General features: G+C 62.3%; 14 protein-coding genes. 8 read left to right on the forward strand and 6 right to left on the reverse strand.

Annotated elements, in window-relative coordinates; translation table 11 throughout:
• Nucleotides 1–5: 5 nt before the first annotated feature.
• Nucleotides 6–2,162, reverse strand: coding sequence for an acylase (locus tag RS694_RS13990; RefSeq protein WP_029708554.1), 2,157 nt, complete (start codon nucleotides 2,160–2,162; stop codon nucleotides 6–8).
• Between the two features lie 109 nt (nucleotides 2,163–2,271).
• Nucleotides 2,272–3,543 carry a branched-chain amino acid ABC transporter substrate-binding protein gene (locus RS694_RS13995; protein WP_029708553.1) on the reverse strand — a complete coding sequence of 424 codons (1,272 nt, stop codon included), beginning with the start codon at nucleotides 3,541–3,543 and terminating at the stop codon, nucleotides 2,272–2,274.
• Between the two features lie 93 nt (nucleotides 3,544–3,636).
• Between RS694_RS13995 and RS694_RS14000 the strand changes: the two genes are divergently transcribed.
• The gene (locus tag RS694_RS14000; RefSeq protein WP_029708552.1) at nucleotides 3,637–4,017 is read left to right on the forward strand and encodes an Hsp20/alpha crystallin family protein; all 381 of its coding nucleotides are present in this window, start codon (nucleotides 3,637–3,639) and stop codon (nucleotides 4,015–4,017) included.
• Between the two features lie 70 nt (nucleotides 4,018–4,087).
• Here the strand turns inward: RS694_RS14000 and tsaD are convergent, their stop codons facing one another.
• The gene (tsaD, locus tag RS694_RS14005; protein ID WP_029708551.1) at nucleotides 4,088–5,143 is read right to left on the reverse strand and encodes a tRNA (adenosine(37)-N6)-threonylcarbamoyltransferase complex transferase subunit TsaD; all 1,056 of its coding nucleotides are present in this window, start codon (nucleotides 5,141–5,143) and stop codon (nucleotides 4,088–4,090) included.
• A gap of 63 nt (nucleotides 5,144–5,206) precedes the next feature.
• Here tsaD and RS694_RS14010 point away from each other — a divergent pair, with 63 nt between their 5' ends.
• The gene (locus RS694_RS14010; RefSeq protein WP_051391993.1) at nucleotides 5,207–5,971 is read left to right on the forward strand and encodes a GNAT family N-acetyltransferase; all 765 of its coding nucleotides are present in this window, start codon (nucleotides 5,207–5,209) and stop codon (nucleotides 5,969–5,971) included.
• A 26-nt stretch (nucleotides 5,972–5,997) separates the two neighbouring features.
• Here the strand turns inward: RS694_RS14010 and RS694_RS14015 are convergent, their stop codons facing one another.
• Nucleotides 5,998–6,621, reverse strand: a complete 624-nt coding sequence (locus tag RS694_RS14015) for a TetR family transcriptional regulator (protein WP_029708549.1) — start codon at nucleotides 6,619–6,621, stop codon at nucleotides 5,998–6,000.
• A gap of 188 nt (nucleotides 6,622–6,809) precedes the next feature.
• On the opposite strand from RS694_RS14015, the gene RS694_RS14020 reads away from it, so the two are divergent.
• The 6 genes from RS694_RS14020 to RS694_RS14045 all read left to right on the forward strand — a co-directional run bounded on the left by RS694_RS14020 (nucleotide 6,810) and on the right by RS694_RS14045 (nucleotide 14,443).
• Nucleotides 6,810–8,072 (forward strand): efflux RND transporter periplasmic adaptor subunit, encoded by a 1,263-nt coding sequence (locus RS694_RS14020; RefSeq protein ID WP_029708548.1) that lies wholly within the window; start codon nucleotides 6,810–6,812, stop codon nucleotides 8,070–8,072.
• A gap of 18 nt (nucleotides 8,073–8,090) precedes the next feature.
• Nucleotides 8,091–11,246 (forward strand): efflux RND transporter permease subunit, encoded by a 3,156-nt coding sequence (locus RS694_RS14025; protein WP_029708547.1) that lies wholly within the window; start codon nucleotides 8,091–8,093, stop codon nucleotides 11,244–11,246.
• Nucleotides 11,239–12,669, forward strand: coding sequence for an efflux transporter outer membrane subunit (locus RS694_RS14030; protein WP_029708546.1), 1,431 nt, complete (start codon nucleotides 11,239–11,241; stop codon nucleotides 12,667–12,669). Before RS694_RS14025 ends, RS694_RS14030 begins: the two co-directional genes overlap by 8 nt.
• A gap of 93 nt (nucleotides 12,670–12,762) precedes the next feature.
• Nucleotides 12,763–13,410, forward strand: coding sequence for an ANTAR domain-containing response regulator (locus tag RS694_RS14035; RefSeq protein WP_029708545.1), 648 nt, complete (start codon nucleotides 12,763–12,765; stop codon nucleotides 13,408–13,410).
• 95 nt (nucleotides 13,411–13,505) lie between these two features.
• A complete protein-coding gene (locus RS694_RS14040) occupies nucleotides 13,506–13,946 on the forward strand; it encodes a hypothetical protein (protein WP_029708544.1) in 441 nt (146 codons plus the stop codon).
• Nucleotides 13,943–14,443, forward strand: coding sequence for a hypothetical protein (locus RS694_RS14045; protein WP_029708543.1), 501 nt, complete (start codon nucleotides 13,943–13,945; stop codon nucleotides 14,441–14,443). Before RS694_RS14040 ends, RS694_RS14045 begins: the two co-directional genes overlap by 4 nt.
• Nucleotides 14,444–14,498: 55 nt before the next feature.
• Here RS694_RS14045 and RS694_RS14050 read toward each other — a convergent pair whose 3' ends face one another.
• Together RS694_RS14050 and RS694_RS14055 are read right to left on the reverse strand one after the other, a co-directional pair.
• Nucleotides 14,499–15,047, reverse strand: a complete 549-nt coding sequence (locus RS694_RS14050) for a universal stress protein (protein WP_051391980.1) — start codon at nucleotides 15,045–15,047, stop codon at nucleotides 14,499–14,501.
• 8 nt (nucleotides 15,048–15,055) lie between these two features.
• The gene (locus RS694_RS14055) at nucleotides 15,056–16,372 is read right to left on the reverse strand and encodes a chloride channel protein (protein WP_029708541.1); all 1,317 of its coding nucleotides are present in this window, start codon (nucleotides 16,370–16,372) and stop codon (nucleotides 15,056–15,058) included.
• Nucleotides 16,373–16,425 lie beyond the last annotated feature (53 nt).

A 16,425-nucleotide genomic window follows, 5' to 3' on the forward strand; every position in this document is an offset into this window, starting at 1 on the left:
TTTCCTCAGGGGATAAGTGAATGGGTTGACCCGGCCAATGTTCGCTGGCCCGGCACGTAGTCTTCCCGCATCTTGCCACGGCGCTGGGCCTCGGTAAAAAGCACCGGTTTGGTTTGCATGGCAACAAACAGGGGTGTCTGGTCCGCAAAGTGCGGGGATTGGGCGTCCAGCGTGGCTGAACCGAACTGGTGCACGCTCTCGGAACTGAGTTGGCCTTGTTTGTCCCAGGTCACAAACATGATGAAGGTGTCCCCGGCCACGGCATTCAGGCGCCCGTCTGTGCCCAAATTACCCCAGACCGAGCGGTAGGTGTCGCGCCCGCCATCAATCCCCAGGTCCACCGCGCCCCGGCGTATGCGGTTGACCTCGCCCCAGGTGGGGTCCAGCCGGCCAAAGTGGGTTTGCAGTGTGTCCATGGCTTTGCGCAGACCCGCCAGCGGCGCCACCACCGCTTCACCGTTCAGCGAAATCACGTTCTGCGCCGTCAGCAGCACCAGCGCCGCGCTGCGGTTGGCCTGGTCGGCACGCTGGTTCCAGCCTTTGAGCAGCACTTGCGCCTGTTGCAAGGCGCTGTCGCCCTGCGGATCCAGCGCCACCAGCTTGCGCACCAGCGCCACTGTTTCCGACCGGTCGCTGTACTGGACGTCGTATTTGTAGCGCCGAAAGGCCTCGGCCGTGATGGCGCGGTCGGCACCAAAGGTCTCTTCCACGCGATAGGCGCGGTTGTTCATGCGCGTCTCTATGCCCATGGTGGGCGAAAAATTGGCGGGTTGGAGCGCGTCCTCCGCTCCGGTGGCGTGGAATGGCGTGTTGTTGGAGTTGAAGACGAAGCCCGACTTGGGATCCCAGATTTGCGGTGTTTTGGCAAACGGCAGGTAGTCTTTCCAGATCAGGTCGGAACGGTCCCCGGGCAGGTCGGCTTTCCAGTCGACGCCTTCCTTGCGGTTCGGGTAACGGCCGTTGTAGATGTAGCCAATGTGGCCCTTCGCGTCCGCATACACGTAGTTGATGCTGGGCAGCGTGTGCAGGGCCAGTGCAGCGCGCCACTCGTCAAAGTTGCGCGCCTTGTTTTGCCGGAAATACTGCAAAGGCTGTGCAATCTCCCCCATGCCGGCAAAGCGGATGGCGAACACGCCGTTGTCGGTGCGCAGCACCGGGCCATGGGCCGAGCGCAGCAAGGGCCGGTGAAAGGTCCAGGCCAGCGGGCCCAGCAGCTTGACACGCAGGGCAGCATCGCTGATCTCGAAGTCCTTCCACACGCCATCCAGTTGGTACTGGTTGTCATTGGCTGGATTGATGGTGAGCTTGTAGATATCAATCAGATCGGGCTGGTTGACCGTAGCAGCCCAGCCCAGATGCTCGTTGTGCCCGTGCAGCAGGAACGGGGCGCCGGGAAAAAACCCACCCGCCACGTGCCAGCCTTCGCCACTGTCCAAGACCGCCTCGTACCAGGCGACCGGCCCGGTGTAGGGCTGGTGCGAGTTGACCAGCAGGCGCGTGGCGCCGTCGGCGGAGCGGCTGGGCGCGACCGCAATGGCGTTAGAACCTATGGGGGGTTTCTCGTCGTCGGCTGCGGCCGTCTTGGCAGGCGCCGTAGGCGCGGTCAGGCGTTTGAGTTCCTTGTCCAGCCCGTAGAAAAACGGCGCCTTGAACGCAAAGCCCGCCGCAATGTCCCGCCCGGTGATGGGCAACGCGCCACGCACCGGCGCATAGGGGTGGATTGCCGCGTAGTAGTTGAGGCCGTCGGCATAGGCCTGCAGCACGTCGCGCACGTCCTGCGGCAAATCGCGCTCGTAGCCCGCGGCGATGGCGGGCCAGATGCCCATCAGGCGCACCAGGTAGTCGGTCGTGGCCGCAGCAGGCCCTTTACTCGCAGCCAACGTGCCGCGGGTGGCCAGCAGCACTTCCTGGATGGTGGCGAAATCGTCTTCGGCGTGCGCATAAGCCAAGCCAAATGCCACGTCCACATCCTTGGGGCCGGTGATGTGGGGCACGCCCAACGCGCTGCGCTGGATGCGGGCGTGGTACTGGGCAGCCTTGTCGACAAAGACCTTGGGATCTGGTTGCGCGGGCTGGTCCCAGCGGTCTGCCACCACCACACCCGTGGCGGCCAGCAGCAAAATCAGTACGCCATATCCCAACCACCGTCCGACTCGCCGCATCGCGCTACCTTTTGAAGTCCGGCACATGCCGTGCGCGCATTCTGCAGGCTAAGGCGCACAGGCAGCCCCGGGGGAATCCCTTCCCCGCAGTCGCGCAGGTGTCTCAGATTCAGGGACGCTGCATCTTGCAGGTCGTGGGTAGTTCGGCCGCAGCCGCAGCGATGGTCTTGACCACTTTGAAGCCATAGCCCGATCCCTCCACGTCAAACTTCACGCCGGGGCTGCCCTGGCGCTCCATCACACCCACCACCAGCGTTTGCTGGAACTGGTGGTCACTGGTACGCATGCTGCCGGTTTGACCGCCTAAAGTGACCTTGGCCCTCTCCAGCTGTGCGCCAACAGCTACCAAATCGATAGCATTTTCGTTGCCCGATTGCTTCACGGTGGCGTCAATTGCCTGCGCCAGGGCTTCCACCATCAAATGCATACGCATGTGCACATAGTCGTCCGCCGGTTGCGGGTACCGTGCACGGAACGCTTTGTAAAAAGCCTCGCTGCCTGCGGTGGGTACGTTTGGCAACCAGTCGGCAACGGCCACCACCTTGCCCAGTCCCGAATCACCGATGGCGGCCGGTGCGCCCAGCGCATTGCCATAGAAGGTGTAGAACTTGCCCTCGAAGCCGACATCCTTGGCCGCCTTGATCAGCAGGCTCAGATCCGTCGTGAAGTTGCCGGTAATCACCGCCTGCGCACCGCTAGCCTTGATCTTGGTGGCGTAGGGAATGAAGTCCTTGACCTTGCCCAAAGGGTGCAGTTCGTCACCCACAATTTGCACATCTGGGCGCACCAGATTCAGCTGCCGCCGGGCTTCACGTGCCACGGCCTGACCGAAGCTGTAGTCCTGCCCAATGATGTAGACGCTCTTGAGCGCCCGGTCTTCCTTGATACTCTCCATGAGTGCCGCCATGCGCATGTCGGCATGGGCATCAAAACGAAAATGCCAGAAACTGCATTTTTCATTGGTGAGCTCTGGCAACACCGCCGAATAGTTGAGGAAAAGCACCCTGCGCGTGGGCTCTCTCTCATTGTGTTTGTTGATGGCATCGATGAGCGATGCGGCCACGCCGGAGGAGTTGCCCTGCAGGATCACGCGCGCGCCGCCGTCAATGGCGGAGCGCAATGCCGAGAGTGCCTCTTCCGTCTGCCCTTTGCTGTCATACCGTTCCAGGGCCAGCTTCACACCGTCACGCGCATTGACCCGCTCCACGGCCCACACCAGGTTGCGAAAAACCGCCTCGCCGCCGGCCGCATTGGCGCCACTGAAACCTTCAATCACCGCCAGCTTGAACGGGGCCGCGGCATAGGCCATGTGACTGAAAAAAGCGATAGCAGATAGCGCCCCAACCAGCGATTTCAAGACCGGTGCCAAAAATTTAAACATGGGAAATTTCTCTTGAATTTGGGAGGAAGGAGCGCACTTCAGAAACATGCGGCGCTCACGGTGAGAGCCGCGCAGTGTACTAGGAGTACCACCATGTTTTTCGCTACCTCTCCCGTTGCTTATTCTTCCGCCCTGCGCCGCCCCGCATACGCCCATGCCGGGCGCACCGTAGAGCGTTTTCTGGACGATGTACTGACCGGTTCCCGCCCCCAGTACGCACAGGACGACACCACGTTCACGCTGACACTGGACGTGCCGGGCATCGCCAAAGACCAGCTCAGCATTGCCATTGAAGATGCAGTGGTGCGCATCAGCAGCAAGGAAGGCGCACCCCGCCGTTACCGCGCCGCTTACGAACTGCCACAGGACATCGACGCAGCCCAATCCGAAGCCAAACTGGAAAACGGCGTGCTGACGCTCAAGCTGACCAAGAAAGTGCCGGTGAACAACGCCAGCGAACTGACCATCCAGTAACCCGAAACGCGCAAGTAGCTATCAATTCAATAGCTGCTTGCGCATATCCCCAAAGGGCTACAGGCTCTTTTTATAGTGAATGCAGGGGCCAGCGCGGTTTGACGTCAAAGGCGTAGGACTGCGTTGCCTGCTGCAGTCCGCTTTGCAGTCGCATGGCAGCGGCCATGGCAATCATGGCGCCGTTGTCGGTGCACAAATGCATTTCCGGGTAGTGCACCCGCACCTTGCGCTTGGCGCATTCGGCATTGAGTTGCGCGCGCAGTTCGCGGTTGGCGCCCACACCACCGGCCACCACCAAACGTGACAGGCCACTGTTCTTCAGCGCGGTCAAAGACTTCTTTACCAGCACATCCACAATCGCCGCCTGCGTGGACGCGGCCAGGTCCCAGCGTGCCTGTTCGGGCAACGCTTCAAACGTGGGCACACCGGCTGCGGCCACCATTTTTTGCGACTGCACCAGCACCGCCGTTTTCAGCCCGGCAAACGAGAAATCCAGATTGCCACTGTGCAGCAGCGGGCGCGGCAAGGCGTAGGCCTTGGGGTTGCCCTTTTCCGCCATGCGCGCCAAGAGCGGGCCACCGGGATACGCCAGCCCCATGAGCTTGGCCGACTTGTCGAAGGCTTCGCCTGCAGCGTCATCAATCGTCTCGCCCAGTAGTTCGTAACGCCCCACGCCGTCCACACGCATCAACTGCGTGTGTCCGCCCGATACCAGCAGCGCCACAAAAGGAAACTCGGGCGGATCCGCGCTCAAAAATGGCGAGAGCAAATGCCCTTCCAAATGGTGCACGCCCAGCACCGGCTTGCCCAGCGCCGCTGCCATGGCGCAAGCCACACCGGCACCGACCAGCAAGGCGCCGGCCAGACCAGGGCCGCGCGTGAACGCCACCACATCCACCTCTTGCAAGGACTTGCCGGCACCGGCCAGCACTTCCTGCGTCAGCGGCAACACACGGCGAATATGGTCGCGGCTGGCGAGTTCAGGCACCACGCCACCAAAAGCCTGGTGCATTTCAATCTGGCTGTACAGGGCGTGCGACAACAACACCGGCACACCCGTGCCTTGTGTTTCCACCATCGCAACCCCTGTTTCGTCACACGACGACTCGAACCCCAAAACCAGCATTGTTTCTCCCAGTAAGGACCGAGTTTAGGGGATGCCTTGAAACGGCTTGGCACAATGCTCACCATGCCCTTACACCTGTCCCCTGCCCTGTCAGACGCCGATGTCGAAAGCCTGGAGCGCGCCACGCTGGATGCCGTAGCCCCACCCGTGGTGGAAGCGGTAGACGGATGGCTGATTCCGATCGAGCAATCCACCGTGGGCCGCGCCAAAAGCGCCGTGCCGCTGCGCCACCATGGTCTGGACACCACGTTGTTAAAAGAGATTGAAGCGCGTTACACCGCCCACGGTCTGCCCGCCGCATTTCGCGTGGCCGATCTGGCGGGACTAGCGCCGGTGCACCAGGCCTTGTTTGCGATGGGTTATGAGGCACGCCAACCCACGCTAGTGCAAACCGGCTCAGTCCACCGCCTGCGCGAAGTGTTTGCCGACTTGCCCACTGAGGTAGACACGCAGCCCAGCGCCGCCTGGGCAGCCGCTTGTATCGCCCCTGGGTTCGATCCGGTCGACGCCGCACACCGCGTGCAGGCGCTGCGCCGCAGCCGCGATGCGGCCTACGCCTGGGTCGAGGAAGACGGCCAGCCCCTTGCCGCGGGCACGGCCGCGTTCAGCCAGGGCTGGGCGAGCCTGCATGGCATACGCACCGCGCAGCAGGCGCGTGGGCGCGGACTGGCGGGCCGCATCCTGGCTGGCCTAGCACAGGCCGCGCTGGACCGCGGGTTGGAACGTGTGTTTTTGCAGGTGGAGGAAGGCAACACCAAGGCCCTGGCCTTGTACCAGCGCTGCGGCTTCACCACGGCCTGGCGCTACCACTACTGGCGCAAGCCCTGAAGAACTGCTCAGGCCGGTGTGACCGGCTACGGCTGAAGCACTCCCAATCCGGCCAGGTAGGCATCCAGCGTGGCCATACCCACCTGCTCCAGATCGAAGGCCTGGGGGTCCAACAGCCAGTTGAATTTGAGCCCGCCAATCAGGGCAAACAGGCCCAGCGTCGCGTGGCGAATGTCCATCTCGCGGCGCAGCTGCCCCTTGTCGCGTGCCAACTGCATCAGGCGGTGCATGTCGTCAATACACTCGTTGCGCCCGGCAATGTGGCGCTCTCGCATGCTTTGCAGCTCGTCCACGTACTCCACCTTCTGGGTGGCGATCTCAAACACGCGACGCACTTGATCGTCGTGCGCAATCTGGTGCAAGGCCGAGGCCGTGTTGCGCCGAATCTTGTCCAGGGGCTGCTCTTCATCGGCTGGCCCCATTTCGGTCATGCGCGCCATCATGGGCAGGGTGACGCGCTCCATCATGGCGTGGAACAACTCGCCCTTGTTTTCAAAGTGCCAGTAGATCGCGCCGCGCGTCAGGCCGGCAGCCTTGGCAATCTCCTGAAGCGACGTGCGCGACACCCCGCGCTGGTGAAACACACGTTCAGCAGCGTCCAGTATCAATTCGCGGGTGGCTAAGGCGTCTTCTTTGGTTTTACGGGCCATGGTTTGACCTCATGGAAATGTGTGGGAATTGTATTTTTTTTCATACATACATTCGTGCATGTATGTATACTAAACCCCATTGCTGCGGTATGGTTATGTTTTTATCGAGGGTTTGCCCTAGATCAAACCGCTGGCAAGCCCCTCCCCCGATTGCCTCCCCAACCACCTTTGTTACAAGGGAAATCTGTATGTCGCTGTTCCGTCAGACCCAGGGCCGTTCGCCCTCTACCTCTACCGGCCGCGTGGCCCTGCTGGCCATTCCGTTGGCCGTTGTCCTGGTCGCTTGCGGTGCCAAAGACGGCGCCCCCGGTGCCGGCGGTGCGGGTGGCGGCATGCCCCCTGCCGAGGTCGGTGTGGTCACCGTGGCCTCGCAGTCCGTCGCTCTGCAGTCTGAGCTGCCCGGCCGCGTCAGCGCCCTGCGCGTGGCCCAGGTGCGCGCCCGTGTCAGCGGTGTGGTGCTGCAACGCGCCTTCCGTGAAGGCAGCGAAGTCAAAGCCGGCCAGGTGCTGTACCAACTGGACTCTGCCCCCTACCGCGCCGCGTTTGAAAGCGCCCAGGCCACCGTGGTGAAAGCCCAGGCGACCCTGGCGCAAGCCACTGCACAAGTGGAACGCAACAAGGCTTTGGTGGAAGCCAACGCCATCAGCAAGCAGGAATTCACCACCCTGCAAACCACCCAGCGCCAGGCGGAAGCCGATCTGGGCGTGGCCAAGGCTGCCGTCGAAACCGCGCGCATCAACCTGGCCTACGCCACCGTCACCGCGCCGATTTCCGGCCGCATCGGCCAGTCCTCGGTGACCGAAGGTGCCCTGGTGGGTGCTGCTGACGCGACTGCGCTGGCCACCATCCAACAAACCGGCTCGGTGTATGTGAACTTCACCCAGTCCAGCACCGAAGTGCTGCGCCTGCGCAAAGCGATTGCCTCCAAGCAATTGCGCGCTTCGGGCGATGGCTCGGTTCCCGTGCGCATCGTGCTGGAAGACGGCAGCGAGCTGGCCAAGCCCGGCAAGCTGCTGTTCAGTGACCTGACGGTGGACGCCACCAGTGGCCAGATCACCCTGCGCGCCGAAGTGCCCAACGCCGACGGCCTGCTGTTGCCCGGCCAGTACGTGCGCGTGCGCTTGTCGCAAGCGGAATTGCCTTCCGGCATCATGATTCCCCAGCAAGCGGTCACCCGCACCAACCAGGGCGACTCCGTGCTGGTGGTAGGCGAAGGCGGCAAGCCCGGCCCGCGCCCTGTGAAGCTGGGTGGCAGCGCCATCAACAACCAGTGGGTGATCCTGGACGGCCTGAAAGAAGGCGACCAAGTCATTGTGGATGGCTTCCAGAAAATGATGGTGCCCGGCGCCCCCGTGAAAGCGGTGCCATGGAGCCCCAACGCAGCGCCCGCCGGTGCCGCACCGGCAGCAGCTTCCGCCCCCGCCGCCGCAGCGTCTGCGGCCGCCAAGTAATCGCTAGAGGCATTTCCCATGGCCCAGTTTTTTATTGACCGCCCCATTTTTGCGTGGGTGATATCGCTGTTCATCCTGGTGATGGGCGGCGTTGCTATCACGCAGCTCCCTATTTCGCAGTACCCGCCGGTGGCACCTCCGTCCATCGTGGTAAACACCGCGTACCCCGGTGCTTCCGCACAGACGCTGGAGGACAGCGTGCTGTCCGTCATCGAACGCGAGATGAACGGCTCCCCCGGCCTCATCTATATGGAATCCGTGGCGCAAGCCGACGGTTCCGGCAGTATCACGCTGACTTTCGAGACTGGCACCAATGCCGACCTCGCCCAGGTGGATGTGCAAAACCGCCTCTCGCGCGCCACCCCGCGCCTGCCTGCTGCGGTAACGCAGCAAGGCGTGCGCGTGGACAAATCGCGCTCCAACTTCTTGATGTTCACCATGCTGTCCTCCGACAACCCGGAGACCAGCACGATTGAACTCGGGGACTACGCCTCGCGCAACATCGTGCCCGAACTGCAACGCCTGCCCGGTATCGGTCAGGCCCAGTTGTTCGGCACTGAACGTGCCATGCGCATCTGGCTGGACCCCGCCAAACTGGCGTCGTTCAACCTGTCCACGGCAGAGGTGAACAGTGCCATCAGCGCCCAAAACGCGCAGGTGTCTGCTGGCGCCATTGGCGACCTGCCCAACATCACCGGCCAAAGCATTGCGGCGACCGTGGTGGTCAAAGGCCAACTCGCCAACGTGGCGCAGTTCGGCAATATCGCACTGCGCAGCAACGCCGATGGATCGGCAGTGCGCTTGAAAGACGTGGCCCGCATTGAACTCGGTGCCCAAGCCTATGCAACGTCCGCCCGCCTGAACGGCAAGCCCGCCATCGGCGTCGGCATTCAGCTGGCTCCCAGCGGCAATGCCATGGCAGCGGCCAAAGCCGTGCGCGCCCGCATGACAGAGCTCCAAGGCTACTTTCCCAAGGGCATGACCTGGAGCATTCCGTACGACAGCTCACGCTTTGTGGACATCTCGATCAAGCAAGTGGCCGAAACCCTGGTGGAAGCTGTGGTGCTGGTGTTCCTGGTGATGTTCCTGTTCCTGCAAAACTGGCGCTACACCATCATCCCGACCATCGTGGTGCCGGTGGCGCTGCTGGGCACCTTTGCCACGCTGCTGGCGCTGGGCATGTCCATCAACGTACTGACCATGTTCGGCATGGTGCTGGTGATCGGTATCGTGGTGGATGACGCTATCGTGGTGGTGGAAAACGTCGAACGTATCATGAGCGAGGAAGGTCTGCCGCCGCTGCAGGCCACCAAGAAAGCCATGGGCCAGATCTCGGGCGCCATCGTTGGTGTAACCGTGGTGCTGATTGCGGTGTTCGTACCGTTGGCCTTCTTTGCCGGTTCGGTGGGCAATATTTACCGCCAGTTCTCGGCGGTGATGGTCAGCTCGATTGCGTTCTCCGCCTTCCTGGCGCTGTCGCTCACCCCTGCGCTGTGCGCCACGCTGCTCAAGCCCGTGGAGGTCGGCCATGCGCATGCCAAGACCGGTTTCTTCGGCTGGTTCAACCGCCGCTTCGACTCCACCGCCAAGGGCTATGAAAGCGTGGTGGCACGCCTGCTCAAAAAGGCAGGGCGCTACCTGATCATTTACGCCGCCATCATTGGTGCAGTGGCCGTGGTGTACCTGCGGCTGCCGACCTCGTTCTTGCCGGGTGAAGACCAGGGCAACATCATCGTGAACGTGCAACTGCCCCCCGGAGCAACCCAGCAGCGCACTTTGGCGGTGATGGAGCAAGTCGAAGGCTTCATCCTCAAACAGCCTGAAGTAGAGGGCATGGTCGCTGTGTTGGGCTTCAGCTTCTCGGGCCAAGGCCAAAACGCGGCACTCGCCTTTGTGACATTGAAGGACTGGTCTGAGCGCCATGGCGCCGAACACTCGGCTCAAGCACTCGCGGGCCGCGCCTTCGGTGCATTGATGGGAATCCGTGACGCGTTCATCTTCCCGCTGGCACCACCTCCCATTCCTGAGTTGGGTAATGCCACAGGCTTTACCTTCCGCCTGCAAGACCGTGGAGGCAAGGGCCATACCGCCCTGATCGCTGCGCGCAACCAATTGCTGGGCATGGCATCTCAAAGCAAGGTGATTACGCAAGTACGCCCTGACGGCCTGGAAGATGCGCCGCAGCTGCAAATCGACATTGACCGCGACAAAGCCAGCGCCTTGGGCGTGAGCTTTAGTGCGATCAACAGCACGATTTCGACCGCGCTGGGCTCGAGCTATATCAATGACTTCCCCAACCAAGGCCGCCTGCAACGGGTCGTGGTGCAAGCGGAGGGCACCGCCCGTATGCAACCGGACGACATCCTGAAGTTCAACGCCATCAACACCAGCGGCAAGGCAGTTCCCTTGTCGGCCTTTGCAACCACGCAATGGGTGACCGGCGCCATGCAAACCGTGCGCTACAACGGCTACTCTGCCGTGCGTATCAGCGGTGCAGCGGCACCAGGCTTCAGCACCGGCGAGGCCATGGCCGAGATGGAACAACTGGCCGCCAAGCTGCCTGAAGGTTTTGGCTTTGAATGGACCGGCCAATCCCGCGAGGAAAAGAAAGCAGGCTCACAAGCCACCGTGCTCTACGCCTTTGCCATCCTGGCCGTGTTCTTGTGCCTGGCCGCGTTGTACGAGAGCTGGTCCATCCCGCTGTCCGTGATTCTGGTGGTGCCGCTGGGTGTGTTCGGCGTGGTGCTGGCCACCTTGTTCCGCGGCTATGCCAACGACGTGTACTTCCAGGTCGGTCTGATCACCATCATCGGCTTGTCTGCCAAAAACGCGATTCTGATCATCGAGTTTGCCAAGGACCTGCAGGCCCAGGGCAAGAGCGTGATCGAGTCGGCCCTGGCAGCCGCCCACTTGCGCTTCCGCCCCATCGTGATGACCTCCATGGCCTTCATGCTGGGCGTGCTGCCCCTGGCCATTGCCAGCGGTGCAGGCTCGGCCAGCCAGCGCGCCATCGGCACCGGCGTGATCGGTGGCATGGTGGCGGGCACCTTCCTCGCGGTGTTCTTCGTGCCCATCTTCTTTGTGGTGGTGCGCAGCATCTTCAAGGGCAGCGAACGCCAGCGCCAATTTGACGCACAACACGGACACCAGATCGGAGCCGAAACCCATGAGTAAGCATTTCTCCCCCAGCCGCCCGGTGGCACGCCTGGCCACCCTGTCCGCTGCCTTGTGGCTAGCCGGTTGCAGCTTCATCCCCACCTTCAGCCGCCCTGCGGCGCCGGTGGCGGAGAGCTTCCCCACGGTATCTGCCGAGGCCACAGGCAACGCGACCCGCAGTGCCGCTGACATTGAATGGCAGACCTTTTTTCAAGATGCGCGCCTCAAGCGCTTGATTGAACTGGCCCTGCAAAACAACCGCGACATGCGCGTGGCAGTTCTCAACATTGAGAAAAACCGTGCCAGCCTGCAAGTGGCACGCGCTGACCAGTTGCCTACCTTGAACGCCGGCTTCAACGGCAGCCGCGGCCCGGCTGCCAGCGGTGCGATCACCAGCAGCTACAGCGCAGGCTTCAGCGTCACCGCCTACGAGCTGGACTTCTTTGGCCGCGTGCGCGCCCTGAGCCAGGCGGCCCAGGCCCAGCTGCTGGCGACTGAAGAAGCCCGCAAGACGGTGCAGATCAGCCTGGTGGCCTCGGTGGCCAACACCTACCTCACGTTGCTGGCGGATGACGAGCTGCTGCGGGTGACCCGCGAAACGCTGAAGACACGCCAGGACTCCATGCGCCTGATGCAGCTGAAGTACGACAACGAAGCCGCCTCCAAGCTGGACCTGAGCACCGCCCAGTCGCTGCTGGAAGCCGCCAAAGTGTCGCTGGCCCAGCAAACCCGACAGCGTGCCCAGGACGAAAGCTCTCTGGTCCTGCTATTGGGCCAGCCCATGCCGGCGGACCTGCCAGCCGGACTGAGCCTGTCGGAACAAGGCTTCCTGAGCGACCTGCCCGCTGGTGTGCCCTCAGAGCTGCTGGTGCGCCGCCCCGATGTGCGCCAGGCAGAGCAAAACCTGTTGGCGCTCAATGCCAACATTGGTGCGGCGCGAGCGGCCTTCTTCCCACGCATTACGCTCACCGCCAGTGCCGGCGTAGCCAGCAGTGATTTGGACACCTTGTTCAACGCCGGTACGCCGACTGCTTGGACCTTTGTACCCCAGATCCTGATGCCCATCTTTGATGCAGGCCGCAACAAAGCAAATCTGGAAACAGCCAAGGTCAATAAAGAGATTGCCATCGCCCAATACGAAAAAGCCATTCAAACCGGCTTCAAGGAAGTGGCCGATGCCTTGGCCGGACGCGCTACCCTGACCGATCAGTTGCAGGCCCAGGCCGCCCAACTGGCAGCCACCCAGACCACCATGCAATTGACCGACCTGCGCTTCAAAGCCGGTGCCGCCAGTTCGTTTGATGTGCTGGAGGCCCAGCGCTCCCTGTTCACTGCCCAACAGGCGGTGGTGCAAGTGCAGGCGCTGCAACTGCAAAACCTGGTCACCCTGTACAAGGTGATGGGCGGCGGCTGGACAGAGGCACGCACTGCGGAGAAATAGCCGGCGAGCGGGCAAACGCCCGCTCGCACCGCGCTGCAGGCCCTAAACTCTGTGGTTTCAGCTGATTGGCGCGCTTCTTGCGCCAGTGCTTCCATGTCTGACGCCCTGCGCATTGTTGTCATTACTGCCGACCTGGATGTTGCCGACCCGGCCGACAGCCATGCGCTGGAGCAGGCCGAGCGCTCGCGCAGCCTGCGCATTGGCCTGCTGGAAAGCGGCTTCAACCTGGTGGCCTCGCTGCCGGCCGACGTGTTTCTGACCGAACGGCTGGCCCAGTTGCAGCCCGACCTGATCATTGTGGACGCCGAAAGCGACGCCCGTGACGCGCTGGAACACGTGGTCATGGCCACGCGAGACGCGCGCCGCCCCATTGTCATGTTCACCAACGACAACGACACCGCCAACGCGCGTGCCGCTGTAGCAGCGGGTGTGTCGGCCTATATCGTGGCCGGACTGCAGTCAGAACGTATCCGCCCCATCCTGGACGTGGCGCTGGCCCGCTTCCAGCACGAACAGGCCCTGCGCCAGGAGCTGGCCGCCACCCGCAGCGAGCTGCAAGAACTCAGCACCGAACTCAAGGACCGCAAGGTCATCGACCGCGCCAAAACCCTGCTCATGGAGCGCCAGAATCTCAGTGAAGAAGCGGCCTACGCCAAGCTGCGCAAGACCGCGATGGACAAGAACCTCAAAATCGTGGACGTGGCCCAGCGCATGCTGGATGTGGCTGACCTACTGAGCTAGGCGCCGGCTCACGGTCTCCAGAGCCCTGGACATAAAAAGACATCTGTTTACACCTGCTTCACACAGACGCAACAGGCCCGCACTACGCTCAACCCATGCAAACCGCTCCCATACCCATCGAACAACTGGCGGCCGAGGTATACGACTCTGCACCGCCCCCGGTCCAGGACCGCATGGTGTCGCTGTTGGTAGGCAAGATCTACGAGAGTGCGCCCGTGGCCGAGCGCAGCAACTTGGTCACGTCCCTGATGAAGCCGCTGGGCGTGCTGTCGCTGGTGGCGGTGGCCAACGGCATCTTTGCGAATATCCGCTTTCGCAACGACTGGCCTGACGTGCAGGTTCGCCCCGACGATGTGCAGAACATCCGGGCCCAGGATGTGGTCGACCTTGCGAACTACGCCCAGCAGGTCAGCACGCAGGTGCTTGACGGGCTGGCCCGCATCGTGACCGGCTCGCCGGTACTGGCCACCTCGGCCGCCGCAGCCCTGCTCATTCACATGCTGGTACAACGCCAACAGACCCGCCGCAGCACATGATGCGTGGGGTGCTACTGGCGGCACTGCTCGCCGCGTCCGGGGCCAGCATGGCCCAATCGGCCGTGGGCGGGTATTTGTTGGGCCTCACCGATACCGAGTTGCAAGCCGCAGTGCCAGACGTGCAACGCCTGCGCAAGACCCTGCCGGGCCCACGCGGCCTGCGCGGAAACTGGGAGGCCAGCACCACCCGGCTGCACGGCCTGCCTTTTCCCACCACCTTTTATGTCCGCGACCAGCGCGTGCAGCGTATTGAACAGCTGTGGCGCTCCAACACCGGGTTGTGCACCGGCGAACCGGTTTTTGCCGCCATCTCCACCGATATGGACACCCTCTACGGTGCAGGCATGACCTCTGGCGAAGTTGATGATGTGCAGCAATCCAGCGTGTGGCAGGCGGGCGCGTTTGATGTGATTGGGTATTTCACCCGCAGCCCGGGGCCGTGCACCATCCGGCTGGTTTACCAGTGGCATGTAGTCAAGGATGCGTCTGCGCTGTAAGTGCCTGTTATTGTTTGGACGGGTTGATAGGCGCTACTATTTCTCAAACGTCGACTCAGTCATTGGGCTCATGCTTCTTGCGGGCACCCATTTCCCGTGAAACGACCGGACTACTGGTAAACGGACTGCGCAGGTGGCTGTTGCGCTTGGGACGTATGGGACGTTCCCTGCAGACCAGGACTGGCACCGTCGCCGCTGAAATCAAGCCGGGAACAATGCTTCCACTCAATAGACGGACCACCGCATTCTGCTCTTCGGTGCCGACAACGATCAGGTCGCAGTGCCGTTTGACTGCAGCCTCTGCCACGCAGTGGGCGCCGTCTGCGCCGGCCCCCATGGCTCTGTGGTTGTGCACTCCGCAACGCTCCGCCCAGGCACTGGCGGCAGACAACATCCGGGACGCCTCTTCACTCGCTTGCGCCCTGAAATCATCCGCAGACATATCCGCCACCGGCAGCATGTCCACGGCGGGATACACGTAGTTGGGCAACACACTGAAGAAGAAAATATCTGCGCGGTGGACCTGCGCCAGACCGATGGCTTGGTCAATGGCGGATTGGGTTACTTGTCGGTTGTCCACGAGGACCAGAATCTTGCGGTACATGGGATACCTCAGGCTTTGGGCAGGCGAGTGAGTTGCAGCTCCGCAAGGGATGCATAGAGGGGCGTGCTGATCAGCCGGGACAAGGCACTGGCAAACAGGGCACTGGCCATCAGGCTGAGCACCAGGCCATGACCGTCCACCATTTCCATCACGATGATGAATGCGGTGAGAGGGGCCTGTGTCACCGCCGCCAAAAAAGCTGCCATGCCCAAGGCGATCAACGTGGGTGGATTCGCATACGACGTCCATTGGGCAACATCCCCTCCCACAGCACCGCCAATGGCAAGCGATGGGGCGAAAATCCCCCCCGGCACGCCAGACCACGCAGTGAGCCAGGTGGTCACAAATTTGAGCAGCACATAGACAGAACTCGTATCGTCAGTGTTTGCCAGAGAGGCTTTGGTATGGGCATAACCGCTGCCAAAGGTGTCACCAGCACTGACGACGCCAATGATGGCAATGGCGAGGCCGCAGCCTGCCGCAAATGCCACAGGTCGGATTTTTCTTTGTGCACTGAACCAGTCCAGCGAATTGCCCGCCAGGGAAACGGCCAGCAGGCGGGAAAACAATCCGCCGAGCAATCCACAGGCCAGTGACACCAGAAGGCCGGGCAGCAACGCATTCCAGCCAAAGCCCTCCACCCGGATCACACCAAAGTAGCTCCCGTTGCCATACGCCGAGACGCCTATCAAACCGGCAAGGACGATGGCGGCGATGGTCAGCCCATGGTTGCGATGCTCGGGCTTGCGGGTCAGCTCCTCAATCGCAAACATGACACCACCCAGTGGCGTATTGAATGCAGCAGCGATGCCCGCTGCACCACCAGCAACCAGCAGGCTGTGCTCGCTGATCTGGGAGCGCTTGGGCAACCATTTGCGCGCGCTGTGCATCACGCCCGCCGCTATCTGAACGGAAGGCCCCTCCCGCCCCAGAGACAACCCACCCAACAAGCCCCAGGCGGTGAGCGCCATTTTGGCCAGGGTCAGACGCATTGACACAAAAAGGCCGCGCGTTGATTCCGTAACAGCGGCGTCTTGCGCGGCCATGACCTGCGGGATGCCGGACCCAGCAGCACCGGGGAAGTAACGTCGCGTGACCCACACAATGGCCGCCGCTGTCAGCGGGGTCCAGAGCAGCGGCATCCACCAGTGGCCGGCCTGGACGCGGAAGAACAGGGCCAGAGCGTGTTCGGTCAACCAGGTGAAAGCAACAACCGTCAGGCCCGCCAGTGCGGCAAAGGCAATGAACAGGGCACGCCCCCGCCAGAGGTGTGCGTCATACAACTCATTTTTAAAGGCCGAGTAAATGTGGGGGTGCTGTCGCATGGTGTTGCAGCCAAAAGAATCGCTTGCCCAAATCATACATTGGTACAAATGTA

Source organism: Rhodoferax saidenbachensis (assembly GCF_001955715.1).
Lineage (GTDB): Bacteria > Pseudomonadota > Gammaproteobacteria > Burkholderiales > Burkholderiaceae_C > Allorhodoferax > Allorhodoferax saidenbachensis.

Excerpts from the sequence above, each read along its gene's own strand:
- RS694_RS14040 (WP_029708544.1), top strand. The coding sequence starts at position 13,506 with ATGCAAACCGCTCCCATACCCATCGAACAACTGGCGGCCGAGGTATAC.
- RS694_RS14000 (WP_029708552.1), top strand. The coding sequence starts at position 3,637 with ATGTTTTTCGCTACCTCTCCCGTTGCTTATTCTTCCGCCCTGCGCCGC.
- RS694_RS14030 (WP_029708546.1), top strand. The coding sequence starts at position 11,239 with ATGAGTAAGCATTTCTCCCCCAGCCGCCCGGTGGCACGCCTGGCCACC.
- RS694_RS13995 (WP_029708553.1), bottom strand. The coding sequence starts at position 3,543 with ATGTTTAAATTTTTGGCACCGGTCTTGAAATCGCTGGTTGGGGCGCTA.
- RS694_RS13990 (WP_029708554.1), bottom strand. The coding sequence starts at position 2,162 with ATGCGGCGAGTCGGACGGTGGTTGGGATATGGCGTACTGATTTTGCTG.
- RS694_RS14010 (WP_051391993.1), top strand. The coding sequence starts at position 5,207 with ATGCCCTTACACCTGTCCCCTGCCCTGTCAGACGCCGATGTCGAAAGC.
- RS694_RS14025 (WP_029708547.1), top strand. The coding sequence starts at position 8,091 with ATGGCCCAGTTTTTTATTGACCGCCCCATTTTTGCGTGGGTGATATCG.
- RS694_RS14050 (WP_051391980.1), bottom strand. The coding sequence starts at position 15,047 with ATGTACCGCAAGATTCTGGTCCTCGTGGACAACCGACAAGTAACCCAA.
- RS694_RS14035 (WP_029708545.1), top strand. The coding sequence starts at position 12,763 with ATGTCTGACGCCCTGCGCATTGTTGTCATTACTGCCGACCTGGATGTT.
- tsaD (WP_029708551.1), bottom strand. The coding sequence starts at position 5,143 with ATGCTGGTTTTGGGGTTCGAGTCGTCGTGTGACGAAACAGGGGTTGCG.
- RS694_RS14015 (WP_029708549.1), bottom strand. The coding sequence starts at position 6,621 with ATGGCCCGTAAAACCAAAGAAGACGCCTTAGCCACCCGCGAATTGATA.
- RS694_RS14020 (WP_029708548.1), top strand. The coding sequence starts at position 6,810 with ATGTCGCTGTTCCGTCAGACCCAGGGCCGTTCGCCCTCTACCTCTACC.
- RS694_RS14045 (WP_029708543.1), top strand. The coding sequence starts at position 13,943 with ATGATGCGTGGGGTGCTACTGGCGGCACTGCTCGCCGCGTCCGGGGCC.
- RS694_RS14055 (WP_029708541.1), bottom strand. The coding sequence starts at position 16,372 with ATGCGACAGCACCCCCACATTTACTCGGCCTTTAAAAATGAGTTGTAT.